General features: G+C 59.3%; 18 protein-coding genes. 9 read left to right on the plus strand and 9 right to left on the minus strand.

From position 1 onward, the window contains the following. Positions 1-23: 23 nt before the first annotated feature. The 3 genes from ACR0DK_RS17240 to ACR0DK_RS17250 all read right to left on the minus strand — a co-directional run bounded on the left by ACR0DK_RS17240 (position 24) and on the right by ACR0DK_RS17250 (position 5485). Positions 24-1184 carry a benzoate/H(+) symporter BenE family transporter gene (locus ACR0DK_RS17240; RefSeq protein WP_480737307.1) on the minus strand — a complete coding sequence of 387 codons (1161 nt, stop codon included), beginning with the start codon at positions 1182-1184 and terminating at the stop codon, positions 24-26. Positions 1185-1330: 146 nt separating this feature from the next. Continuing rightward, positions 1331-4492, minus strand: coding sequence for a valine--tRNA ligase (locus ACR0DK_RS17245; protein ID WP_480737310.1), 3162 nt, complete (start codon positions 4490-4492; stop codon positions 1331-1333). 93 nt (positions 4493-4585) lie between these two features. Beyond that, the gene (locus tag ACR0DK_RS17250; protein WP_170404230.1) at positions 4586-5485 is read right to left on the minus strand and encodes a phytanoyl-CoA dioxygenase family protein; all 900 of its coding nucleotides are present in this window, start codon (positions 5483-5485) and stop codon (positions 4586-4588) included. Between the two features lie 177 nt (positions 5486-5662). Here ACR0DK_RS17250 and ACR0DK_RS17255 point away from each other — a divergent pair, with 177 nt between their 5' ends. From ACR0DK_RS17255 to ACR0DK_RS17265, 3 genes are all read left to right on the plus strand, one after another. Further along, positions 5663-7954, plus strand: a complete 2292-nt coding sequence (locus tag ACR0DK_RS17255; protein WP_480737312.1) for a xanthine dehydrogenase family protein molybdopterin-binding subunit — start codon at positions 5663-5665, stop codon at positions 7952-7954. Next, positions 7932-9008 (plus strand): DUF2235 domain-containing protein, encoded by a 1077-nt coding sequence (locus tag ACR0DK_RS17260; protein ID WP_170397244.1) that lies wholly within the window; start codon positions 7932-7934, stop codon positions 9006-9008. Before ACR0DK_RS17255 ends, ACR0DK_RS17260 begins: the two co-directional genes overlap by 23 nt. Positions 9009-9118: 110 nt before the next feature. Beyond that, positions 9119-10210 (plus strand): Hint domain-containing protein, encoded by a 1092-nt coding sequence (locus tag ACR0DK_RS17265; protein WP_480737315.1) that lies wholly within the window; start codon positions 9119-9121, stop codon positions 10208-10210. Positions 10211-10263: 53 nt separating this feature from the next. Here ACR0DK_RS17265 and ACR0DK_RS17270 read toward each other — a convergent pair whose 3' ends face one another. Beyond that, the gene (locus ACR0DK_RS17270) at positions 10264-10833 is read right to left on the minus strand and encodes a GcrA family cell cycle regulator (RefSeq protein ID WP_170397240.1); all 570 of its coding nucleotides are present in this window, start codon (positions 10831-10833) and stop codon (positions 10264-10266) included. A 126-nt stretch (positions 10834-10959) separates the two neighbouring features. Between ACR0DK_RS17270 and ACR0DK_RS17275 the strand changes: the two genes are divergently transcribed. Next, positions 10960-11763: an ABC transporter permease gene (locus tag ACR0DK_RS17275; RefSeq protein ID WP_170397238.1), complete on the plus strand. Its 804-nt coding sequence runs from the start codon at positions 10960-10962 to the stop codon at positions 11761-11763. On the opposite strand, the gene ACR0DK_RS17280 is transcribed toward ACR0DK_RS17275, so the two are convergent. After that, positions 11745-12635, minus strand: coding sequence for a DMT family transporter (locus tag ACR0DK_RS17280; RefSeq protein ID WP_170397236.1), 891 nt, complete (start codon positions 12633-12635; stop codon positions 11745-11747). The genes ACR0DK_RS17275 and ACR0DK_RS17280 overlap by 19 nt on opposite strands. Positions 12636-12929: 294 nt before the next feature. On the opposite strand from ACR0DK_RS17280, the gene ACR0DK_RS17285 reads away from it, so the two are divergent. Genes ACR0DK_RS17285 through ACR0DK_RS17295 form a run of 3 tightly spaced genes read left to right on the plus strand, consistent with a single transcriptional unit; the run spans position 12930 to position 15472 of the window. After that, positions 12930-14117, plus strand: a complete 1188-nt coding sequence (locus ACR0DK_RS17285; RefSeq protein WP_170404221.1) for an aspartate aminotransferase family protein — start codon at positions 12930-12932, stop codon at positions 14115-14117. A gap of 27 nt (positions 14118-14144) precedes the next feature. Continuing rightward, positions 14145-15071, plus strand: a complete 927-nt coding sequence (argF, locus tag ACR0DK_RS17290; RefSeq protein WP_170404219.1) for an ornithine carbamoyltransferase — start codon at positions 14145-14147, stop codon at positions 15069-15071. A gap of 56 nt (positions 15072-15127) precedes the next feature. Beyond that, positions 15128-15472: a tautomerase family protein gene (locus tag ACR0DK_RS17295; protein WP_170511329.1), complete on the plus strand. Its 345-nt coding sequence runs from the start codon at positions 15128-15130 to the stop codon at positions 15470-15472. A 27-nt stretch (positions 15473-15499) separates the two neighbouring features. Here ACR0DK_RS17295 and ACR0DK_RS17300 read toward each other — a convergent pair whose 3' ends face one another. Next, positions 15500-16096 (minus strand): ferric reductase-like transmembrane domain-containing protein, encoded by a 597-nt coding sequence (locus tag ACR0DK_RS17300; RefSeq protein ID WP_370644448.1) that lies wholly within the window; start codon positions 16094-16096, stop codon positions 15500-15502. A gap of 6 nt (positions 16097-16102) precedes the next feature. After that, entirely contained in the window at positions 16103-16591 is a 489-nt protein-coding gene (locus tag ACR0DK_RS17305) for a peptidase associated/transthyretin-like domain-containing protein (RefSeq protein ID WP_170397223.1), read from the minus strand. A 256-nt stretch (positions 16592-16847) separates the two neighbouring features. Between ACR0DK_RS17305 and ACR0DK_RS17310 the strand changes: the two genes are divergently transcribed. Next, positions 16848-17813: a pirin family protein gene (locus ACR0DK_RS17310; RefSeq protein WP_170424227.1), complete on the plus strand. Its 966-nt coding sequence runs from the start codon at positions 16848-16850 to the stop codon at positions 17811-17813. A gap of 65 nt (positions 17814-17878) precedes the next feature. After that, a complete protein-coding gene (locus tag ACR0DK_RS17315) occupies positions 17879-18853 on the plus strand; it encodes a 2-dehydropantoate 2-reductase (RefSeq protein ID WP_480737320.1) in 975 nt (324 codons plus the stop codon). 61 nt (positions 18854-18914) lie between these two features. On the opposite strand, the gene ACR0DK_RS17320 is transcribed toward ACR0DK_RS17315, so the two are convergent. After that, complete coding sequence (locus ACR0DK_RS17320; protein ID WP_170397220.1) at positions 18915-20393, minus strand: inorganic phosphate transporter; 1479 nt, start codon at positions 20391-20393, stop codon at positions 18915-18917. An 89-nt stretch (positions 20394-20482) separates the two neighbouring features. Beyond that, positions 20483-20941: an NUDIX hydrolase gene (locus ACR0DK_RS17325; RefSeq protein WP_170404203.1), complete on the minus strand. Its 459-nt coding sequence runs from the start codon at positions 20939-20941 to the stop codon at positions 20483-20485. Positions 20942-21123 lie beyond the last annotated feature (182 nt).

Here is a 21123-nt window from a genome sequence, read left to right on the forward strand (position 1 = left end):
CTGAGGGGTTCAGATGAAAGGGCTCAGCGCACTCGGTTTGTTGCCAGATATGCGATACCCCCAGCCAACAGCCCCCAGACTGCCGCGCCCAACCCAAAAACCGTTATTCCAGAGGCTGTGATGGCCAGTGTCAAAATAGCCGCTTCGCGCTCGACAGGGACGTCCAGTGCGGCATGCATGGCATTGGCCAGGACCCCGATCAGGGCCACACCTGCCAGAGTGCCCATAAGCAGCGGGTCGGCATAGGCGGCAAAACTGGTGATCGCCACGGCAAAGATACCGAAGAGGCAGTAGAACACGCCCCCCATGATTGCCGACCAATTACGCTGCGCCGGATCGGGGTGGCTTTCCTCGTTGGAACACATCGCTGCGGTGATTGCGGCCAGGCAGGTTGCAGGCGCCCCGAAAGGGGCCGAAAGCATGCTTGCGCCACCGACGGATGAAAACAACCGGCCGGGAACAGGATCAAAGCCAAAGCTGCGCATCACCGCGACGCCGGGGATATTCTGTGTCGCCATCGTGACGATAAACAGCGGTACGCCGATCCCGATGGCCGACGCGACCGAGAATGATGGCATGGTCCAGATCGGAGCCGCGATCAAACGATCCGGCATCAATTGGACATCTCCTGCGTTCAGCGACACAATGATAGCCGCCGCGACCACAGCTGCCGGAACCGCGATCAACCGATTGAAACGGCCCGCGACAAACCACGTCAGGATCACCGGCAACGCCTGCCATGGAATCTCGACCGCCGCCTGGAAGGGCACAAGGCATAGTGGCAAGAGCACGCCTGCCAGCATTGCTTGCGCCAGTGTTGTGGGAATTGCTGCTGCCAACCGTCCCAGCGGCTTCCACAGCCCTGCCAGAACCGTTAATGCTCCGGCGCACAGGAACGCACCAATCGCGCCTGAAAATCCCTCGACCGGGGTGGCCGAGACGGCTAACAGAGCGGCCCCCGGGGTCGACCACGCAACGCTGATCGGCATTTTGTACCGCAGGCTGAGGACGATGGCTGCAAGCCCCATGGCAATCGCCGCACTCATCAGACCCGAGGCGGCTTCCTGCGATGAAGCTCCCATTGCGCCCAACCCTTGCAATACGATGGGAAACGAGCTGAAGAACCCGACAATGGCCACAACCAACCCGGTTGAGACGGTCTGCATCGGAGGGAAAGATCGCATCGTCAGTGCCTCGCCAGGTTGTGTCGCCGAAGTGCTAACAAGCGGGGCGTGGCGTGAACAAGGGGAAAGCTCTGAGGGTAAAGAAAAACCTCACCGCCGGTTGGGTGGTGAGGTTCGATTTCAATATATCAGCAGCAGGAAAAAGATCAGGCAATTTCAGCCAAACGGGCGAGAGCTTCGTTTAGCTTGGCTTCTTCTTCTTCGCGGGCGGCAAGGTTAGCTTTGGCTTCCGCAACAACCTCTTCCGGGGCCGATGCCACGAATTTCGGGTTGTTCAGGCGCCCGCGCAGACCGCCGAGTTCCTTGGCCAACTTGCCTTTGGCTTTTTCCAGCCGTTCCTTTTCCGCACCAATGTCGATGATGTCCGCCAGTGGCAGGCCAAAGGAGGCACCGGGGGCGGCAATCGAGATCGTGCCCTTTGGCAGTTCATCCGCCTTGGTCAGGCTGTCGATCCGCGCCAGACGTTTGATCAGCGCTTCGTTGCGGTCCCATGCAGCTTGGCCGTGCGCGTCAATCTCAGTCACCAGCATCGGCACGTATAGGCCAGCAGGAACTCGCATCTGCGCGCGGGCCGAGCGGGTGTTTTCGATCACCGAGATCACCCAGTTCATCTCGCGATCCGCATCCGCGTCGACCAGGTTAGCCGCCGTATAGGTTGGCCAATCTGCGTGTACGACCATTTTGGCACGCTTACCGGTCAGGCCCCATAGCTCTTCGGTGATGAAAGGCATGATCGGGTGCAGCATGACCATGCACTGGTCCAGAACCCAGCGCATGGTGGCGCGGGTCTCGGCCTGTGCCTCGGCGTCATCGCCTTGCAGCAAGGGTTTAGAGAGTTCCACGTACCAGTCGCAGACCTTGCCCCAGACAAAGGCGTAGAGCCCGTTGGCCGCGTCGTTGAAACGATAGCTTTCCAGCGCCGCGTCGACCTCTTCCCGCACACGGGCGGTTTCACCGATGATCCAGCGGTTCACGGCGGCTTTGGGTTTCAGGTCAGCCACGTCCAGTTGCGGGACAGCGTCGGTGAAGACCTCATTCATCTCGGCAAAGCGGACGGCGTTCCACAGTTTGGTGCCGAAGTTACGGTAACCTGTGATGCGCTCGCGCGACAGTTTCAGTACCCCGCCAATAGCCGCCATCGAGGCATTGGTAAAGCGCAGCGCGTCAGCACCGAATTCGTCCACGATCTCCAACGGGTCGATCACGTTGCCGGTGGTTTTGGACATCTTCTTGCCCTTCTCGTCGCGGACGAGCTGGTGCAGATAGACGGTGTGGAACGGGATCTCGTTCACTACGGCCAGTTGCATCATCATCATCCGCGCGACCCAGAAGAACAGGATGTCAAAGCCGGTGATCAACACATCGGTTGGGAAATAGCGCTCTAACTCTTCGGTCTTTTCGGGCCAGCCCAGCGTGCCGATAGGCCAGAGGCCGGAAGAGAACCATGTGTCGAGCACGTCGGGGTCGCGCCAGACCGGGTAGACCAGCTTGGTCGGGTCTTGTTCGACTGCGTATAGGGCAAGGCTTTCGGCGAACTGATGGATCGCTTCCTGCTTATCGGCAACTTCGATGACCGTCGCGTGGCTCAGCGGGCTGGGTATGTTGGCATTGTCGTCGAGGAACTTCTCTGTAACTGCCTCAAGGCTTGCCGCGCATTCCATGACATTGCCACGATGCAGCATGCCGCCTTCGTTCAGCAAACGACCCAATTCGACCAAATCAAGGTCGCCGTCGTTTTCGTCGTCCTTGAAATTCTCAGCCGAGAGATCGAGGCCATACCAAACCGGTATCTGATGCCCCCACCACAGCTGGCGCGAGATGCACCAGGGCTCGATGTTTTCCAGCCAGTGGTAATAGGTCTTCTCGCCCGATTCAGGGATGATCTTGACCGTGCCGTCCTTGACCGCGTCCAGCGCAGGGCCGACGACCTTGGCGGCGTCGACGAACCATTGGTCGGTGAACATCGGCTCGATGACGACTTTCGAGCGGTCGCCGAAGGGCTGCATGATCGGTTTGCTTTCGACCAGCGGCACCAGCTTGTCCGCGCCTTCGTGTTCCGGCTTTAAAGCGGTCGAACCCAGACGTGGATCATCGGCGCGAGTCATGACAGCCAGACCGTCTGCAGTGATCTCCTCGACGACCTTCGCACGTGCCTCGAACCGGTCGAGGCCGCGCAGATGATCAGGGATCAGGTTGATCGCGTCGATCTCGTTCTCGGTGAACTCACGCCCGCGCGCGTATTCCTGCGCCTTGTCCGCCTCTTCGGCATAAGGCGCACCATCGGCGCGCATTGCGCCTTTGGTGTCCATCAGGCGATACATTGGAATGCCGCCGCGCTTGGCGACCATATTGTCGTTGAAGTCATGCGCACCGGTGATTTTCACCGCGCCCGAGCCGAAATCTGGATCAGGGTAATCATCGGTGATGATCGGGATCTGACGGCGATGCTCTTTCGGGCCTACCGGGATTTCGCAAAGTTTTCCGACGATGGGCGCATAGCGCTCATCGGATGGGTGAACCGCAACTGCGCCGTCGCCGAGCATGGTTTCGGGGCGAGTCGTGGCGATCGAGATATAGTCGCGCTCTTCCTCCAGCACGATATTCCCGTCCTCATCTTTCTCGACGTAGGTATAGGTCTCACCGCCCGCCAGCGGATACTTGAAGTGCCACATATGGCCCGCAACTTCGATATTCTCGACTTCGAGGTCCGAGATCGCGGTTTCAAAATGTGGGTCCCAGTTGACCAGCCGCTTGCCGCGATAGATCAGGCCCTTTTCGTACATGTCGACAAAGACCTTGATCACCGCGTCGTGAAAATTCGCAGAATTTTCGTGGCCCGTGCGCGGGTCACGCGGCGCACCCGCCATGGTGAAGGCGTTGCGCGACCAATCACAGGACGAGCCCAGGCGCTTGAGCTGCTCGATGATCGTGCCGCCGTATTCTCCCTTCCATTCCCAGACCTTGTCCAGAAACGCCTCACGTCCCAGCTCACGACGTCCCGGCTGCTGGGTGTTGGCCAACATCTTTTCCACCTGCATCTGCGTGGCGATACCAGCGTGGTCCTGACCGGGCTGCCATAGCGTGTCGAACCCGCGCATCCGGTGCCAGCGGGTCAGAATATCCTGCAGTGTGTTGTTGAACGCGTGGCCCACATGCAGCGCACCCGTCACGTTCGGTGGCGGGATCATGATGGTAAAACTCTCGTCGCGCGATTTGTTCGCGCCTGCCTTGAAGGCTCCGGCCGCTTCCCAGGCCTGATAGATGCGGGCCTCGGCCTCGGCCGCGTTGAATGTCTTTTCCATCGCCATGGGATGCGTCCTGCGTCAACAATATCGGGTCAGCGCCTGCAATAGCGAATGGACGCAGGAAGGGGAAGGCCCCGCGCGGCGGTCCTGCAATGATCAGCCGGGATTTGATGGGGCGGGCGCATAAAGATCCAGCTTTTCGCTGGCCCCTTGCCCCATCGCCTTGGCCTGATCGCTGCGGATGCGCGCGTGCAGGTCCAGCGCCTCAGGAGCAAACAGCTCGGTCGGCTCAGGGATATGGATGAAATTCCCCACCCGGTCTTCGCCCCGCGCCAGAATGGCATAGTCGCGATCCGCCACTTTTTGCTGCGCATTGGGGTTGAGATAACGGATAGCCAGGCCAATTCGACGATCATCAGATACGTTCGGCCCTGACCCGTGAATGGTCAGCCCATGGTGCAGCGACATCTGGCCGGGCTGCAACTCGATATGGGTTTTGTCTTCCTCCGCGACATCGACTGCCACCTCTTGCCCACGCGACAGCAGGTTGTTGTCGGAAAACGTATCATTATGCGGCAGGATCGGGTTCTTGTGGCTGGCCTTCACGAAATCCATGCAGCCACTTTCAACCGTCGCAGGGGACAGCGCGATCCAGGCAGTCAACTGGTCCGAGGTTTCACCCATACCCCAATATGTCAGGTCCTGATGCATGCCCACCACTTGCGTCGTGCGCGGTTCCTTGATGAACAGCTCAGCCGACCACAACAGCAGGTCTGGGCCCAAAACACCTTCGACAACGTCCAAAACGCGCGGGTCCAACGCGATGCGAGTGGCAAATGGCATCACCACATGCGCGTTGATGCGTTTGTACATGTTCAGGGGTAGCGGCAGGTCAGCCTCGCGCCAGCTGGCCTCGACATCCTCCAACTCGGCACGGTACCCGGCGGCTTCTGCGGCAGAGAACACGGGGATCGGAAATATAAACCCATCATCCCAATAGGCCTCGGCACTTTGGCTGTCCAATCGGCCATTCGTCAGCTTGATTTCTTTGGGCATGGAAACCTCCACTCGACTGAATTTAGGTTCAGCCTAGGCGCGGCCCAGATCGGCGCGCAACGCTGTTTCCAGACATGAATGTCGCTTTCAGACCGTGCGGAGTTAATTTTCTCAGCCACTGGACAAGGTCCTGCTTCACGCTAGGGTCGCGCATTCAGGCAGCCAGAGGATCATCCCATGGAAAAATTCGGCAAAAGCCAGCCCATCAAACGGACCGAGGACCAGCGGTTTCTGACCGGGCAGGGGCAATACATGGACGATTCTGTGCCCGAGAATGCGCTGTTCGCAGCATTCTTTCGCAGCCCGGTGGCGCATGCCACGATCACGTCGCTGGACCTTGAAGATGCACGTACAGCGGATGGGGTGCGCTTGGTCATGACGCTGGAAGATCTGACTGCTGCCGGGATCGATACGGTGATGAACGCGACTACAGTCGCCAACCGCGACGGCAGTCAAGGCGCTGCGTCCGAGCGGAACATGCTGGCCAAGGACCGCGTGCGTTTCGTCGGAGAACCCGTTGCGGTCGTCATTGCCGACTCGTTGTTACAGGCCCGCGATGCAGCCGAATTGATCTGGATGGAAACCGAAGACCTGCCGGTCAAGATGGATGTCGCTGCGGGTGGCGAACCTTTGCATCCACAAGCCCCCGACAACCGCGCCTTTGACTGGGGCTTGGGTGATGAGAAGGCGACCAATGCCGCCTTTCAGGCAGCGGCGCGCACCGTCGCGCTGAACGTGCATGACAACCGGGTCATCGTGAGCTCGATCGAACCGCGTGGCTGTCAGGCCGATTGGTCGGGTGGCCGTATGCATTTCTCATATGGCGGGCAGGGTGTCTGGGGGATGAAAGCGCAACTGGCACAAAAGCTGAAACTGGACCCCGAGGCGATCCGTGTTACTACGCCAGATGTCGGCGGCGGATTTGGTATGAAGGCGATGCCTTATCCCGAATATTTCACCGTTGCTGTTGCTGCCATGAAACTGGGCCAGCCCGTGCACTGGATGTCGGACCGGTCCGAAGCGATGTTGTCAGATCACCACGGCCGTGACCTGACGTCGCTGGCGGAGCTCGCCTTTGATGCCGATCACAAGATCACTGCTTACCGGGTCCACAGCAAGATCAACCTTGGCGCTTATAACAGCCATTTCGCGCAGGCGATCCAGACCAGCCTGTTCAGTAAGGTTTTGATGGGTGTCTACGATGTTCAGACCACCTACTTGCGGGTCGAAGGATTCTTCACCAACACCACGCAGGTCGACGCCTATCGCGGTGCCGGGCGACCCGAGGCGATCTATGTGCTGGAACGCGTCATGGACCGTGCTGCGCGTGAGTTGGGGATTGATCCGTGGGAGTTGCGGCGCAAGAATTTCATCCGACCCGAAGCCTTCCCCTATAAGACCGTAACCGGCGAAACCTATGATGTGGGTGAGTTCAACATGGTCCTCAGCCGCGCCGCCGAACAGACTACGGGCTTTGAGGCCCGCAAGGCGGCGGATGCGGAAAACGGCCTGATCCGGGGGCAGGGGCTTTGTTACTATATCGAAAGTATTTTGGGAGACCCTTCCGAAGGCGCGAAGATCGAGTTTTGCGAGGACGGAACGGTGAACCTCTATGTCGGCACTCAGTCCAATGGGCAAGGGCATGAGACCGTCTATGCCCAGTTCCTATCGGACCAGACAGGGATTCCTTCACACCTGATCAATGTTGTGCAAGGCGACACGGACAGGCTGGCGCAGGGCGGCGGGACTGGCGGTTCACGCTCGGTCACGACCCAAAGCAACGCGACACTGGTCACAGTTGATACGATGATCGCCGCATTCACGCCCTATCTTGCGGATAAGATGGGGGTCGAGGAAATCGATGTGACCTTCGACCATGAAACCTTCCGCGCGCCGGGGTCCAACCTGACCCCCACGCTGACCGAGGCGGCCGAGATGGCGCGCGCGGACGGGCGCACGGATCTGTTGCATCACGAAGCCCGCGCCACGCTAGATGCACGCAGCTATCCCAATGGTGCACATGTTGCCGAAGTCGTTATCGATTCTTTCACTGGTGAAACATGGGTCGACCGCTACACGGTGGTGGATGATTTCGGCAATCTTATCAACCCGATGCTGGCCGAGGGGCAGGTGCATGGCGGCGTGGTTCAGGGTATCGGCCAAGCACTGACCGAGCATGTTGTTCATGATGCCGAGGGGCAACTGCTCACGGCTTCGTTCATGGACTACGCCTTGCCCCGCGCTGCTGAGATACCCATGATAGAGTTTACCTCGGCGCCGGTTCCGTCAACCGCCAACCCGATGGGGATGAAAGGCTGTGGCGAGGCAGGCACCGTGGGCGCACTGGCCGCAGTGGCGAACGCGGTACAGGATGCGCTCTGGGATCACGGGGTGCGGCAGGCGGATATGCCTTTCACACCTCACAAAGTTTGGGAATTGTTGACGCATGGTTCTGTCGCGGCTGAGTAGAAAGGTACTGGGATGGCTCGGACGGCCTCTGCGGTCCGAGCACTCGGCCGAAACGCGCCACCGCGAACCTGTCAGCCATGTCATCATTCTTGACGGCACCATGTCGACGCTGGAAGCAGGGCGGGAAACCCACGCGGGCCAGACCCTGCGTCTGTGCTGCGAGATGGGCAGCCAGGTTTCGGTTTTCTACGAATCCGGCGTGCAGTGGGAAAGCTGGAAGTCGACTATGGACGTGATGATGGGGCGGGGTATCAACCGTCAGATTCGTCGGGCCTATGGTTATTTGGCTTCGCGTTACAAACCCGGTGATAAGATCTTTTTCATCGGCTATTCACGCGGCGCATACGGGGTCCGCAGCCTTGCGGGCGTGATCGATGCTATCGGGTTGCTCAAGGCCGAACACGCCACTGTCCGCAATATCAAACAGGCCTATCGACACTATGAATGTAACGCCAATGGCGAAGCGGCGGCGGTCTTTCGTCGGGAGTTCTGTCACGAGGATGTCGCCATCGAGATGGTCGGCGTCTGGGACACGGTCAAGGCGCTGGGCCTGCGCCTTCCGCTGCTCTGGCGCTGGGCCGAGGAACGCCATGCCTTCCACAACCACCAGCTTGGCCCTGCCACCCGCCACGGCTATCACGCCATGGCGCTGGACGAGACCCGCGAGGTGTTCGAGCCGGTGCTGTGGAAATGCACGCCTGACTTCAAAGGCCATATCGAGCAGGTTTGGTTCCGCGGCACCCACGGCGATGTTGGCGGCCAGCTGAACGGGTTCGAAGAGGCCCGCCCCCTCAGCAACATCTCCCTGATCTGGATGCTGGACAAGGCCGAGCTGCACGGCCTGCCATTGCCCGAGGGCTGGCGCGACCGTTTCCCTACCGATCCGCATGCGCAATCCGTGGGCACCTGGCGTGGCTGGGGTAAGATTTTCCTGCTGCGCAAGCATCGCAAAGTAGGGCGTGACCGGTCAGAGAAACTGCATGTCTCGGTTTCGCCCGAGGAACTACCCCGATGGGTGCCGATGCCAAATCTGCCTTCGCATCCGGCGCAGTGACAGAAGCAACAGCTTGCCTTCCTACGAAAGATGTATCAACAGCAGCCACAGCATTTCTGTCCCGTCAGTGCCGGGTGGACGTCTTAGTATCATCGAAAGACATGTGATTTATGCCGGATCCATACTTTTCTGAGCTCAAATACTTAGGTGGCCCGACCCTGGATTTTATCGAGGTCGCGGTTGACGCTGGTACGGATGTCTCGGGGTTGGTCGTGACGATCTATTTGAGCAATGGCTCGATCCGAACCACCAATACTCTGGCCGGTATCACGCCGACAACGGTTGCCGGTCGCGATATCTATGTCATCGACACGACAAGTTCCGGGACATTTAACGGATTGGGTAAAACCAATGGTATCTCGCTTTCCGAAGGGACAACGGTTTATCAGTTTAATTCTTTCAGCGATCCTCCAAGTCCCGGCCCGATCACTGCGAACACTGGCCCGGCCAATGGTGTGCAATCCACAGTCATCGGGCAGGCCGGCGCTGGCGATTCCCTGATTTCGACCGACAATGGCGGCACATATACAGTCAATACCGATCCCACCCCGGGCAGCATCCCCTGTCTGACTGCGGGCACACTCGTATCCACTGATTTGGGTCCGGTGCCGGTAGAAGATCTGAAGCCTGGCCAGCTGCTTTTGCTGGCGCGGGGTGGCAACCAGCCTTTGCTGCAGATCTTGCGCCGTTCACTCACTGCGCGCGAGTTGCGCCGCAATCCGAAACTCTATCCAGTGCGAATTTGCGCGGGCGCACTTGGACAAGGCCTGCCCCGACGTGATCTGCTTGTCTCGCGTCAGCATCGCATGCTGGTGTCCTCGGCGATTGTGAAACGCATGTTCGGTCGTTCTGAGGTTCTGGTCGCCGCGATAAGGCTGACCGATCTGCCGGGGATTTATGTCGATGAAACCGTAGACAGCGTCACGTATTTCCATCTGGTCCTGGCGACGCACGAAGTGATTATCGCCGAGGGTGCCCCGACCGAAAGCTTGCTGATAGGACAGGAAGCGTTGAATTCACTCCCTCCTGCAATGGTCGAGGAACTTACTGTATTGTTTTCGGGCATTTCGACCGGGAGCCTCTCGGATACCAGTTATCTGGTGCCGGACAACGCGCGTCAGAAACAGCTGGTGTCGCGCCACGCTCAACACGCCCGATCATTGCTATCCGACTATACGGAAAGCACCCGTTCCGCAGACTAATGTCAATCGGGCGCTGGCCAATCAAGGCCAACCCCCGCTGTCATGTCTAAGAATTACCGCCGACGATCTCTGCGCGAGCTCATCGGCTGGAACGCCACGCCCACATGCGCTTCGCAATAGGGTTTGCCCGCCTCGACGGGCAGGCCGCAGAACCAGAAATCCTCGGTCGCGGGGTCGCCGACAGGCCATTTGCAGGTCTTTTCGGTCAGCTCCATCAAAGACAGCTTCTTGGCCTTCTTTTCAATCTCGTTGACCTTGGCCAAAGCCTCGGGGCTGATCTCATTGGCCGACGGTTGCGGAGGCAGCGGCTGGCCGGCGGGTATGATCTGGCGACGGGCCGGGGTGACCGGTTTGGCCTCAGGGGCTGGCACCGGACGGGCCGGTTCGGTCTTGGGTGTCGGTTTCGGTTTGGCCTCGGCCTTGGGCGCTGGGGCCGGTTTTTCCTTAGGCTCGGCCTTTGCCGGGCTTGCACCGGTGGCGCGATTCGACAGACCCAGACGGTGCACCTTGCCGATCACCGCATTGCGGGTCACGCCGCCCAGTTCCTTGGCGATCTGGCTGGCCGACTGGCCCTCGCCCCACATCTTTTTCAGCAGCTCTACACGCTCGTCAGTCCAGGACATCATTTGCCTTTCAAAAGCGGAAAGCGGCCCCGGATTCGGGCCGCCTTGGGAAATCATCTCAGCGCCCTATTCTAAACACTGCGGCCCGAGTTACAAGCGGTCTTCGAATCAGGTATGGGGCAGAGCATGCATAATCTCATGGATCACGACGCACGCCGCTTTGGCGCGGTGAATTGGATGGGCCTCTATACACTGGCGCAGCGCGAAACCCTGCGCTTTCTGGCCGTGTGGACGCAGACCCTGCTGGCACCGCTGGTGACGGCAGGCCTGTTCCTGCTGATCTTCAACATTGCCATTGGTCCCAGCCGACCGGATGTGATGGGGGTGCCGTTTCTGACCTTTCTGGCACCGGGCATCATGATGATGACCGTGATTCAGAACGCCTTTGCCAATACATCGTCATCGATGGTGATCGCCAAGGTTCAGGGCAATATCGTCGATACGCTGATGCCGCCGCTATCGCCGCTGGAAATCCTGTTGGGTTATCTGGCCGGAGGCATCGCCCGCGGAATCCTGATCGCCCTTGTTGTCGCAATCGCTCTGGCGTTGGTTCTGGGCATCGTGCCGCAGAACCCGCTGATCGCACTGATATTCGTGGTTTTAGGTGGCGCGTTCATGGGCGCGCTTGGGCTTTTTGCCGGGATTTTTGCCAACAAGTTTGACCAGATGGCGGCGATCACCAACTTCATCGTCACGCCTTTGGCTTTCTTGTCCGGCACTTTCTATTCTGTGCAGGCGCTACCGCCAGTGCTCAATCGGCTAAGCCATGCGAACCCGGTCTTCTATCTGATTGACGGGTTGCGCTATGGGATGATCGGCGTGTCCGACAGCTCTCCTTGGTTGGGCATGGCGATCTGCGCCAGCGCGACATTGTTGGTTGGAGGATTGACCTGGCAGATGTTGCGCACCGGCTACCGGCTCAAGGCCTGACGGTGTATCGCCTCGCGCCAGACCAGAATCAGACCTCCGGTCAGGATGATGGCCGAGCCGATCAGGCTGATCCCATCCGGTATCACCTTGAATACCGCGAAATCGTAGAAGGCAGCGAAGATCAGCGTAGCGTAGCTGATCGGAGCCACAAAAGAGGCATCCGCCCGCGCCATTCCGTTGACGAAACAAGCCTGCGCACAGGCCATTAGCACACCAATCGAGGCCAGCGCCGCCCATTGCTGAGGCGTCGGCATCTGGAAAACGAAACTTACCGCGACTGTCGCAATGGTCAGACCCATCGCATTGTTGATCAGCAGAATCTGGATCGGTATTTCTCGGCCCGAGAGCTTTTTGATAAAGATCAGTTCCATCCCAATTATTACTGCTGCGGTCAGGGCCAGTAATGCAGCGGGTTGAAAGCTAGCGGGCGTTGGACGCAACAGAACCAAAGCACCGATCAAGGCCACGATGGCGGCCAACCAGCGCCACGGGCCGACACCTTCTTTCAGCAGTGGGATCGCCAACATCATGGCAAAGACCGGGTTCAGGAACGAGATCGCCGTCGCATCCGCGATCGGTATGAAAGCAACGGATGCAAACATCAGCGTGATCCCCAGCCAGCCGAAGCTCGTCCGTCCGATATGCAGACCCCAATGCGGGCGGCTCAGGCGGGGGCGCATGATGCCGACGGCTGTCACGATTACCAGAAAGGCAAACAGAAACCGTCCATGGCTGATCTGCATCGGATGCAGGGCAGGGCCAAGCACATCCGTCCCCAGTGCTTTCGCCAGCAATGTGGTCCCTGCGAGAAGGGCGCTGGCCGCAAGGATCAGCAGGGCCGCAAGGGCAGGATTCTGACGTATCGGTGTCATGGTTCAGCCGTGCGCCAGCGTCGGGTAAATGACAAGCGGTAAATCCCGGTCTCAGAATGATTTTTGCCCCGATCGCAAAAACGGGGTTTTCAGACCCGGTGCACCCCGCTATACGGCCTCACATGATCAATACCGCACATATCCTGCGCCTCCGACGCCGACGCCTGACCGCATAATCGGCCCGTTTGATCCGTTTGCGCTGTCCAAATCCGCGCAAACCCCACCAAATCAGTTGACGACCATGGCCCCAGTGTATCACTCACAGGGCTCAAGCTATTCGAAAAGGATGATCCGATGATCCCGTCCGTTCTGCCGACCTATAACCGCGCGCCCCTGACATTCGTGAAGGGCGAAGGCGCCTGGCTGACCGAGGCGGATGGCCGACGTTTTCTGGATCTGGGCGCGGGCATAGCGGTAAACGCGCTGGGTCATGCGCATCCGGCGCTGGTGGCGGCCCTGACGGAACAGGCGCATGCGCTGTGGCATGTTTCAAACCTCTATAACATCCCGCAACAGCAGGCACTGGCGGACAAGCTGGTGGAACACACCTTTGCCGATACGGTGTTCTTCACCAATTCGGGCACCGAATCCTGCGAATTGGCCGTCAAAATGGCCCGCAAGTATTTCTATGACAAAGGTCAGCCCGAGAAGGTCGAGATCATCACTTTCGACGGCTCATTCCATGGCCGGTCATCGGCGGGTATCGCCGCCGCCGGGTCCGAGAAGATGACCAAAGGTTTCGGCCCGCTGCTTCCCGGCTTTGTCCATCTGACATTCGGAGACCTCGACGGTGTCACCAACGCTATCACCGACACCACGGCAGCCATCCTGATCGAACCGGTTCAGGGCGAAGGCGGCATCCGCCCCGTTCCGGATGCAGAGCTGAAAGCCTTGCGCCAGATTTGCGATGATAACGGCCTTTTGCTGATCCTCGATGAGGTCCAATGCGGCGTTGGGCGGACCGGCAAACTCTTTGCCCATGAATGGGCCGGCATCACGCCGGATATCATGATGGTCGCCAAAGGCATCGGCGGCGGTTTTCCTCTGGGTGCGGTTCTGGCCACCGAAGAGGCCGCCAGCGGCATGACGGCAGGCACCCACGGCTCGACCTATGGCGGCAACCCCTTGGGCTGCGCTGTAGGCTGCGCGGTGATCGATCAGGTCGCCACTCCGGCCTTCCTCGAAGGGGTGAATCGCAAGGCGGGCCTGCTGCGTCAGAAGCTCGAAGGCCTGATCGCGGACCACCCCGAAGTATTCGAGGAGGTGCGCGGCTCAGGTTTGATGCTTGGCCTGAAATGCAAACCCGCCAATATCGACGTGGTCAACGCTGGCTATGACAACGAGGTCATAACGGTCCCCGCCGCAGATAACGTGATCCGCCTGCTGCCGCCGCTGACCCTCACCGAGGATGACATCGCACAAGCCCTGATCCGCCTCGAGAAAACTGCGGCACAAGTCGAAAACGCAATGGCTTCGGCCTGAACTCGCCTGATTAAAAAGTGAATTAAAATGAACCACTTCCTTGATATCCACAAAACTGACGCAGGTGATCTGCGGAACATGATCGATCAGGCCAGCGCGATGAAACAGGCGCGCCTTGGGCGCCCCAAAGCTGCCCCGGACGACGAGCAGCCTCTGGCAGGCCGCATGGTTGCGCTGATCTTTGAAAAGCCGTCAACACGGACCCGCGTGTCCTTCGATGTCGGTGTGCGCCAAATGGGCGGGCAGACCATGGTGCTGTCCGGCAAGGACATGCAGCTGGGCCATGGTGAAACCATCGCCGACACCGCCCGCGTCCTGTCGCGCTATGTCGACATGATCATGATCCGAACCTTTGATGAAACCATCCTGACCGAGATGTCCGAATACTCGGACGTTCCCGTCATCAATGGTCTGACCGATCGTACACATCCCTGCCAAATCATGGCCGATGTGCTGACCTATGAAGAGCATCGCGGCCCCATCGCAGGAAAAAAGGTCGTCTGGACCGGCGACGGCAACAATGTCTGCGCTTCATTTCTGCATGCCGCCGGTCAATTCGGTTTCGACCTGACATTCACCGGCCCGGCGCAGCTGGACCCAGAAGAAGAATTCATGGGGCTTGCACGCCAGAAGGGCTCGAAAATCGTGATCGAACGGGACCCGCACAAAGCTGTTGAAGGGGCCGACCTCGTGGTCGCCGATACTTGGGTCTCAATGCACGATTCTCAATCCGCGAAGGAGCGCCGCCACAACATGCTGCGCCCCTATCAGGTCAACGCCGAGCTGATGTCGCATGCCAAGCCAGACGCGTTGTTCATGCACTGCCTGCCTGCGCACCGCGAAGAAGAGGCCACATCCGAGGTCATGGACGGCCCAAACTCGGTGATCTTTGACGAGGCCGAAAACCGCCTGCATGCGCAAAAAGCCGTGATGCGCTGGTGTCTGGGCGTCTGAGGCCGACAGCAATCTGGGAGAGCCATAGATGGCTCTCTTAAATCTCGGAGCAACCAATGCCACACATCACTCTGGAATTCTCTGCCGGGCTCGAAAAAACTCATGATTTTCAAGCCATCTGTGAGCAGCTCTATTCCGTGCTCGCCGCGCATGAAGAATTCGATGCCCCAACACTCAAAATCCGTGCCACCTCGTTTCCGTATTTCCGCATCGGGACCGAACCGCAGACGTTCATTCATGCCACGCTCTTGTTGTTGCAAGGCCGAGATGAGGCAACGCGCGCCGAGTTGAACGCGATCATTCTGAATGTTCTGGCTGCGTCTGCGCCCACGGTCGGCAGCATCACCGTGCGGGATGTTGAAATAGATCGCGCGACCTATGCCAAACGCCTGTCAGCCTGACGCGGCCCCGGTATGCGTATGGGAGGACTAAACGCGTCGGGACACTTCCCAGACCCGTAGTCTGGCGAGCGTAGCGACGCACGCCAGAACTACCAGCACACACAATGCGATCTTGGTCATGATCTCCATTGTGCCCTCAATCAGCAGGGCGTGTACGACACTGCCCAGAATGGTTACCAGCGCCAGTCCTGTGTGCCCCAGACGCCAGAGCCGAAATCGCAGGTTCAGGCGTAGGCGCAGAACGCCCATCGTTGCTGCAGCAAAACCCGTCCACATCGCGATCACACCCCAGACGGAAAAGGGTGTGGCTGATACGAATAGAAGCGCGTCCACGACATCCGGCGGGCTCGTGATCCACAAACCGCCCACATGGATTACGATCGCTGCGACAAGGGCCAGACCGCACCGCCTGTGCCATAAGCGGCTGCGCACAGGTGAAAGCCCAGGCAACCAGCGTCCGGCCAGCAAGGGTTGCATCAGCAGAAGGCACATCCCGACGATGCCCGCAAACCCGGCTAGGATGTAGATCGGCTCGCGCCACGCCAGATAAGGGCTGAATGCTGCCGCGATAACCGGCACCAGAAGGGCGACAATCAACGCTGCCCAGATCAGTATGCGCCTCAACACGTATCAGGCAGGCTGCAAGACGAAATGCGCTGCAAGCGTTTTGTCTTTCGCGCTCGACATCACCGGGCGCAGGAACACCGTCTCGAATTCGCCGCTGTCATAGGCCAGATGTCCATGCGGTTGGCCAAAGGCGGGCACGATTTGTGGCATCTCAAGCCGAAATTCACCGTTCGCATCCGTCAGCGTCGCCCCATGGCTGCGCTGGTCGCGCTCGTGCCCCTCGGTCGTATGCGCCCAGATCTGGATACGCTGGCCGGGCAAGGGGGCTCCGTCGCCTGCGCGGCGCACGGTGCCGGTCATCCAGAAACCTCCGCCGCCGATGCGCTGCACAATAGGGGCGCCGGGGCGATAGTTGTTCGATCCGCCCCGCATGGATGGGGTCGGTGCAACGCCCTGCGCCCGCGCGGGCGTGGTCAGCCCGGCCGTGCCTAGCGCTGCAAAACAGCCCGCCGTAACCAACGCGCTGCGGCGGGTAAGAAGAACGTGCGACATCGAGAGGGCTCCTTTCGATAACGGGCATGGTGTCTGGCCTGACACTCAATCTAGCACGTTTGTTGCGAAAGCCGAGTTAAGCTGGTCTGAAGATCGGGTCATTTCATCACCGTCACGTGAGCGTTGCCGCCGTTTCCGCCCATCGTGCACTGTATATGTGCACTCATGCGCTATGCCCGATATCAAATCATACTATATTCCACATTATCAAACATATTGAAGCCTAAGCCAGATCCTGACCCAAGGGAGAGCGAGAATGAGCTGGAATCCGACCCATACCCCCGACTGCCGGTCCGAGAACCCGGCGCTAGACAGCCTGATCATCCCCCGTGCCCGTGATCTGGGCGGGTTCGAGGTGCGCCGCGCGCTACCCTCGGTCAAACGGCAACTGGTCGGCCCCTTCATCTTCTTCGACCAAATGGGTCCGGCCGAATTCATCACCGAAGGCGGTATTGATGTTCGGCCGCATCCCCATATCGGACTGGGTACCGTGACCTATTTATATCAGGGCGAGTTTGAACACCGCGACAGTCTCGGCACGCATCAGATGATCTACCCCGGCGAGGTCAACTGGATGGTCGCTGGGCGTGGTGTGACCCATTCCGAACGTACCAGTGACCAAACACGCGGCAAGAAACACAGCCTGTTTGGCATCCAGACTTGGATCGCCCTGCCCGAAACTCACGAAGATATGGCCCCCGATTTCGAACACCACAAACAGGGCGCGTTGCCTCATATTCAGGATGCAGGCGTCAGCGCCCGCCTGATCCTTGGTTCCGCCTATGGCGAAACCAGCCCGGTCACCATGCTGTCCGAGACCTTTTATCTCGACGTCCAGCTCGAACCGGGTGCCTCCTTCCCACTGCCCGACAATCACGAGGATCGCGGTGTCTATGTCACCACAGGCTCGGTCGAGATCGCAGGCGACAGCTTCGAGGCGGGTCGCATGATGGTCTTCCGCCCCGGCGATCACCTGTCCGTGAAGGCCGGACCACTGGGTGCGCGGCTGTTGCTGCTGGGCGGCGCGACCTTGAACGAAGATCGCTACATCTGGTGGAACTTCGTCTCCTCTTCGAAGGAGAAAATCGAAACCGCCACACGCGAATGGAAAACTGCCGACTGGGCGAACGGCGCCTTCCACCTGCCGCCCGGTGATGATCAGGAGTTCATTCCGATCTCAGAAGACCTCGAACGCACCCGACCCAGACGCGCCCGCGTCTGACCTCACGTCACGCTGGCTCCGATGAACGATCCCGGCGATCCTTGGAGGCACAGCGGAGGTAAGCCATGAATATCGTCATCGCCGGTGCAGGCAGCATTGGCTGCTTTTGCGGCGCATTGCTGGCCGCAGCGGGACACAGCGTGACGCTGCTGGGCCGCGCGCGGGTGCTGGACGCCATCCGGGGACAGGGGCTGACGGTGACAGATTTCTCGAACCTGCATCGGCACGTCGCCGCCGCACAACTCCTGCTCAGCGAAGACCCTGCCTGTCTTGGGGATGCCGAGTTAGTCATCGTCACGGTAAAAACCGGCGCGACCGCCGAGATGGCCACGCTGATCGCCGCATACGCCACGGAAACGGCCCCGGTTCTGTCTTGGCAGAATGGGCTCGAGAACGCCCGCACCCTGCGCACCGCTCTTCCCGGACGCGACGTTCGGGCTGGAATGGTGCCCTTCAACGTGGTGCCGACGGGCCCGGCAACCTATCACCGCGCCACATCGGGCGAGATCGTCATCGAGCGTGGCTCCCGGTCTCTGGCTGAACGCCTAAGCGCCCCAGATCTACCCGTCAGCGAAAGCGACCAGATCGAGGCAGTGCAATGGGGTAAGCTGGTGATCAACCTCAACAATGCATTGAACGCATTGTCCGGCCTGACCTTGCAAAACCAACTGCTCGACCGAAACTGGCGTCGCCTGATGGCTGATCAGATGGCCGAGGCGCAGCGTGTTTTGAAAGTCGCCGAGATCGAGGCCACCTCCACAACGCCACTACCCGCATGGATGACACCGCACATTCTACGTCTGCCAACGCCAATTTTTACACGGATTGCGGCAAAAATGCTGACCATCGACCCCAATGCGCGCACCTCGATGGCTTATGATCTGACGGCGGGACGCCCGACCGAAATCGACAGTCTACAGGGCGAAATCATCAAACTCGGCCAACAGTACGCGATCGCAACCCCGATCAATAGCCGAGTCTCTCAACTCATCCATCAATCACCGGACACGCCGCTCACAGTCGACCAGATCATAACCTGATCCGTCTCTTCATCTGGCCTAAAATACCTCGGAGCGCGAGGCAGAGCCTCGCAAAATCCGATCAAGCGAACGCAGTCAAAACCCAGAAAATTAGCGCCGACATCACTGCCGCTGCCGGTACCGTGATCACCCAGGCCGCCACGATGGTCATGAAATGCGACCGCCGCACCAGCTTGCGCCGCCGCCGTTCCTCGCGCGCCAGTCGCAGCTCTGCCGGTCGCTGGCGGTTCGAGTATTTCCACCGCCGTTCTGCATGCCACTCCCGATAGAAGCCAACACCAAAGACGGCCCCAACCGCGATATGAGTCGAACTGACCGGCAGACCCAGCCAACTGGCGACGATGACCGTGATCGCCGCCGATAGCGCGACACAGAACGCCCGCATCGGGTTCAGCTTGGTGATCTGGCTGCCGACCATACGGATCAGCTTGGGACCGAACAGGAATAGGCCGAACGAGATGCCAAACGCGCCGATCACCATGACCCATGTCGGGATCGATACTTTCGTGGCAAAATCTCCGAACTCGGCCGCATGCACGATCGCCGCCAATGGACCCACCGCATTGGCCACATCATTGGCCCCATGCGCAAAGCTCAAAAATGTGGCCGAAATCACCAGAGGCAGACCAAACAATGTCTTCAACGACCGGGTCCGGTTCTCCAACCCTTCAGACTTGCGCTTGACCCACGGTACCGTCGCAGCCCAGACCAGGCCGCCAAAGGTCAGACCGATCAAAAGGGCAAATTGAAGATCAATTTTGACGATCCGCTTCAGGCCTTTGACCGACAAGTAGGTGGCAAACGCCCCTGCCATCACGGCAACCAGAATGGGCACCCAGCGCCGCGCTGCCGCGATCTTGTCGTCCTGATACTGGATCTTGTGTTTGATCAATGCCAGAAAGGCGGCTGCAATCATCCCGCCCAAAACGGGTGAGATCACCCAACTGGCGGCAATCGCGCTCATCGTGCCCCAACTCACCGCACTTAGGCCCGCCGCAGCAATGCCGGCACCCATCACGCCGCCGACCACCGAATGCGTGGTCGAAACCGGTGCCCCGACCCAGGTAGCCAGATTGACCCACAGTGCCGACGATATCAGGGCCGCCATCATCGCCCAGATGAACACATTGCTGTTCTGCACCGACATCGGATCGATGATGCCCTTAGAGATGGTCGAAACCACATCCCCCCCTGCCAGCAACGCGCCTGCGCTTTCTGCGATGGCGGCAATCAGGATGGCTCCGCCCATGGTCAGAGCATTGGCCCCCACTGCCGGGCCCATATTGTTGGCTACGTCGTTGGCACCGATATTGATCGCCATGTAAGCGCCGAATGCCGCAGCTGCGACAACGATCACGCCACCATCGGCCCGTCCGAACAGAAGCGCTGCAGCCAAACCTGCCAGCGCGATAAAGGCCAGTGCAATTCCGGGGGCCAACAGAGGACGCGATACTTGGGCATTGGCGTGCTCAACGCGCGAGATACGCTGCAGGTCGCGGTCCAGTGCGTGCCAACGGGCTTTGGTGGGGTGGTCTGACATCGGTTCACAGCGGCTGTTTTGAATGATGCCCGCCGCTAAACGGTTCCAATGGGCGCGGCAACCTTTGTCATCAGTTTTTTACAATATTGTTACAATTGCAGTAGCAAGTCGCGCAGTTCCGGCTCTTGCACGCGTTCGGCGGCCACCTTTGGGGACACCCAGCAGCGCTTACGCTGATCGGACTCGGGGAATACATCCGCCAGATCGGTCACCTCGATCCGATAAACGCTGGTGATAACCGGCAACGCCGTGCCGTCATCCAACCTTTTGTCGTAAGAGTAATGACCAACGGGATCTTTCTGCACCTCAGTCGCGCGCACTCCAGCCTCTTCCCAGGCTTCCCGCAATGCGGTTTCCGGCCCGTTGAGCCCATCAATGGGCCAGCCTTTGGGGATAATCCAGCGTCCGGTGCCCCGACTGGTGATTAACAAAACGTCGTCACCGGGACCTGCCTTGCGGGTACACAACGCAGCAACCTGCACCCGGCTTGGGCGCTGGATCAGCGGTCGCGCGACCTCTTCCCAGATGTTGCGTATCCATGTCGTCATGCCAGGCCTGCTCGGGCGTGTTCTTTTTGTAATTCGAAGAAGTTACATAATCATGTATTGCTGAGTTAACAATACCGCCCTCGGATAACCGCAAAATATGGCCTGAACTTTCGGTGTTTCGTGTATTTTTGCAGCAATTTGTGCGCTTTGCACTGTTTCCGCCAATGAGGCTTATTTACGCC

This window comes from Ruegeria sp. CE6 (assembly GCF_056537485.1).

What these genes read in the sequence shown, in the direction of transcription:
- ACR0DK_RS17280 (WP_170397236.1), bottom strand. Translation starts at nt 12,635, where the DNA reads ATGACACCGATACGTCAGAATCCTGCCCTTGCGGCCCTGCTGATCCTT.
- ACR0DK_RS17265 (WP_480737315.1), top strand. Translation starts at nt 9,119, where the DNA reads ATGCCGGATCCATACTTTTCTGAGCTCAAATACTTAGGTGGCCCGACC.
- ACR0DK_RS17325 (WP_170404203.1), bottom strand. Translation starts at nt 20,941, where the DNA reads ATGACGACATGGATACGCAACATCTGGGAAGAGGTCGCGCGACCGCTG.
- ACR0DK_RS17285 (WP_170404221.1), top strand. Translation starts at nt 12,930, where the DNA reads ATGATCCCGTCCGTTCTGCCGACCTATAACCGCGCGCCCCTGACATTC.
- ACR0DK_RS17240 (WP_480737307.1), bottom strand. Translation starts at nt 1,184, where the DNA reads ATGCGATCTTTCCCTCCGATGCAGACCGTCTCAACCGGGTTGGTTGTG.
- ACR0DK_RS17270 (WP_170397240.1), bottom strand. Translation starts at nt 10,833, where the DNA reads ATGTCCTGGACTGACGAGCGTGTAGAGCTGCTGAAAAAGATGTGGGGC.
- ACR0DK_RS17250 (WP_170404230.1), bottom strand. Translation starts at nt 5,485, where the DNA reads ATGCCCAAAGAAATCAAGCTGACGAATGGCCGATTGGACAGCCAAAGT.
- ACR0DK_RS17245 (WP_480737310.1), bottom strand. Translation starts at nt 4,492, where the DNA reads ATGGCGATGGAAAAGACATTCAACGCGGCCGAGGCCGAGGCCCGCATC.
- ACR0DK_RS17315 (WP_480737320.1), top strand. Translation starts at nt 17,879, where the DNA reads ATGAATATCGTCATCGCCGGTGCAGGCAGCATTGGCTGCTTTTGCGGC.
- ACR0DK_RS17295 (WP_170511329.1), top strand. Translation starts at nt 15,128, where the DNA reads ATGCCACACATCACTCTGGAATTCTCTGCCGGGCTCGAAAAAACTCAT.
- ACR0DK_RS17275 (WP_170397238.1), top strand. Translation starts at nt 10,960, where the DNA reads ATGCATAATCTCATGGATCACGACGCACGCCGCTTTGGCGCGGTGAAT.
- argF (WP_170404219.1), top strand. Translation starts at nt 14,145, where the DNA reads ATGAACCACTTCCTTGATATCCACAAAACTGACGCAGGTGATCTGCGG.
- ACR0DK_RS17305 (WP_170397223.1), bottom strand. Translation starts at nt 16,591, where the DNA reads ATGTCGCACGTTCTTCTTACCCGCCGCAGCGCGTTGGTTACGGCGGGC.
- ACR0DK_RS17310 (WP_170424227.1), top strand. Translation starts at nt 16,848, where the DNA reads ATGAGCTGGAATCCGACCCATACCCCCGACTGCCGGTCCGAGAACCCG.
- ACR0DK_RS17260 (WP_170397244.1), top strand. Translation starts at nt 7,932, where the DNA reads ATGGTTCTGTCGCGGCTGAGTAGAAAGGTACTGGGATGGCTCGGACGG.
- ACR0DK_RS17255 (WP_480737312.1), top strand. Translation starts at nt 5,663, where the DNA reads ATGGAAAAATTCGGCAAAAGCCAGCCCATCAAACGGACCGAGGACCAG.
- ACR0DK_RS17320 (WP_170397220.1), bottom strand. Translation starts at nt 20,393, where the DNA reads ATGTCAGACCACCCCACCAAAGCCCGTTGGCACGCACTGGACCGCGAC.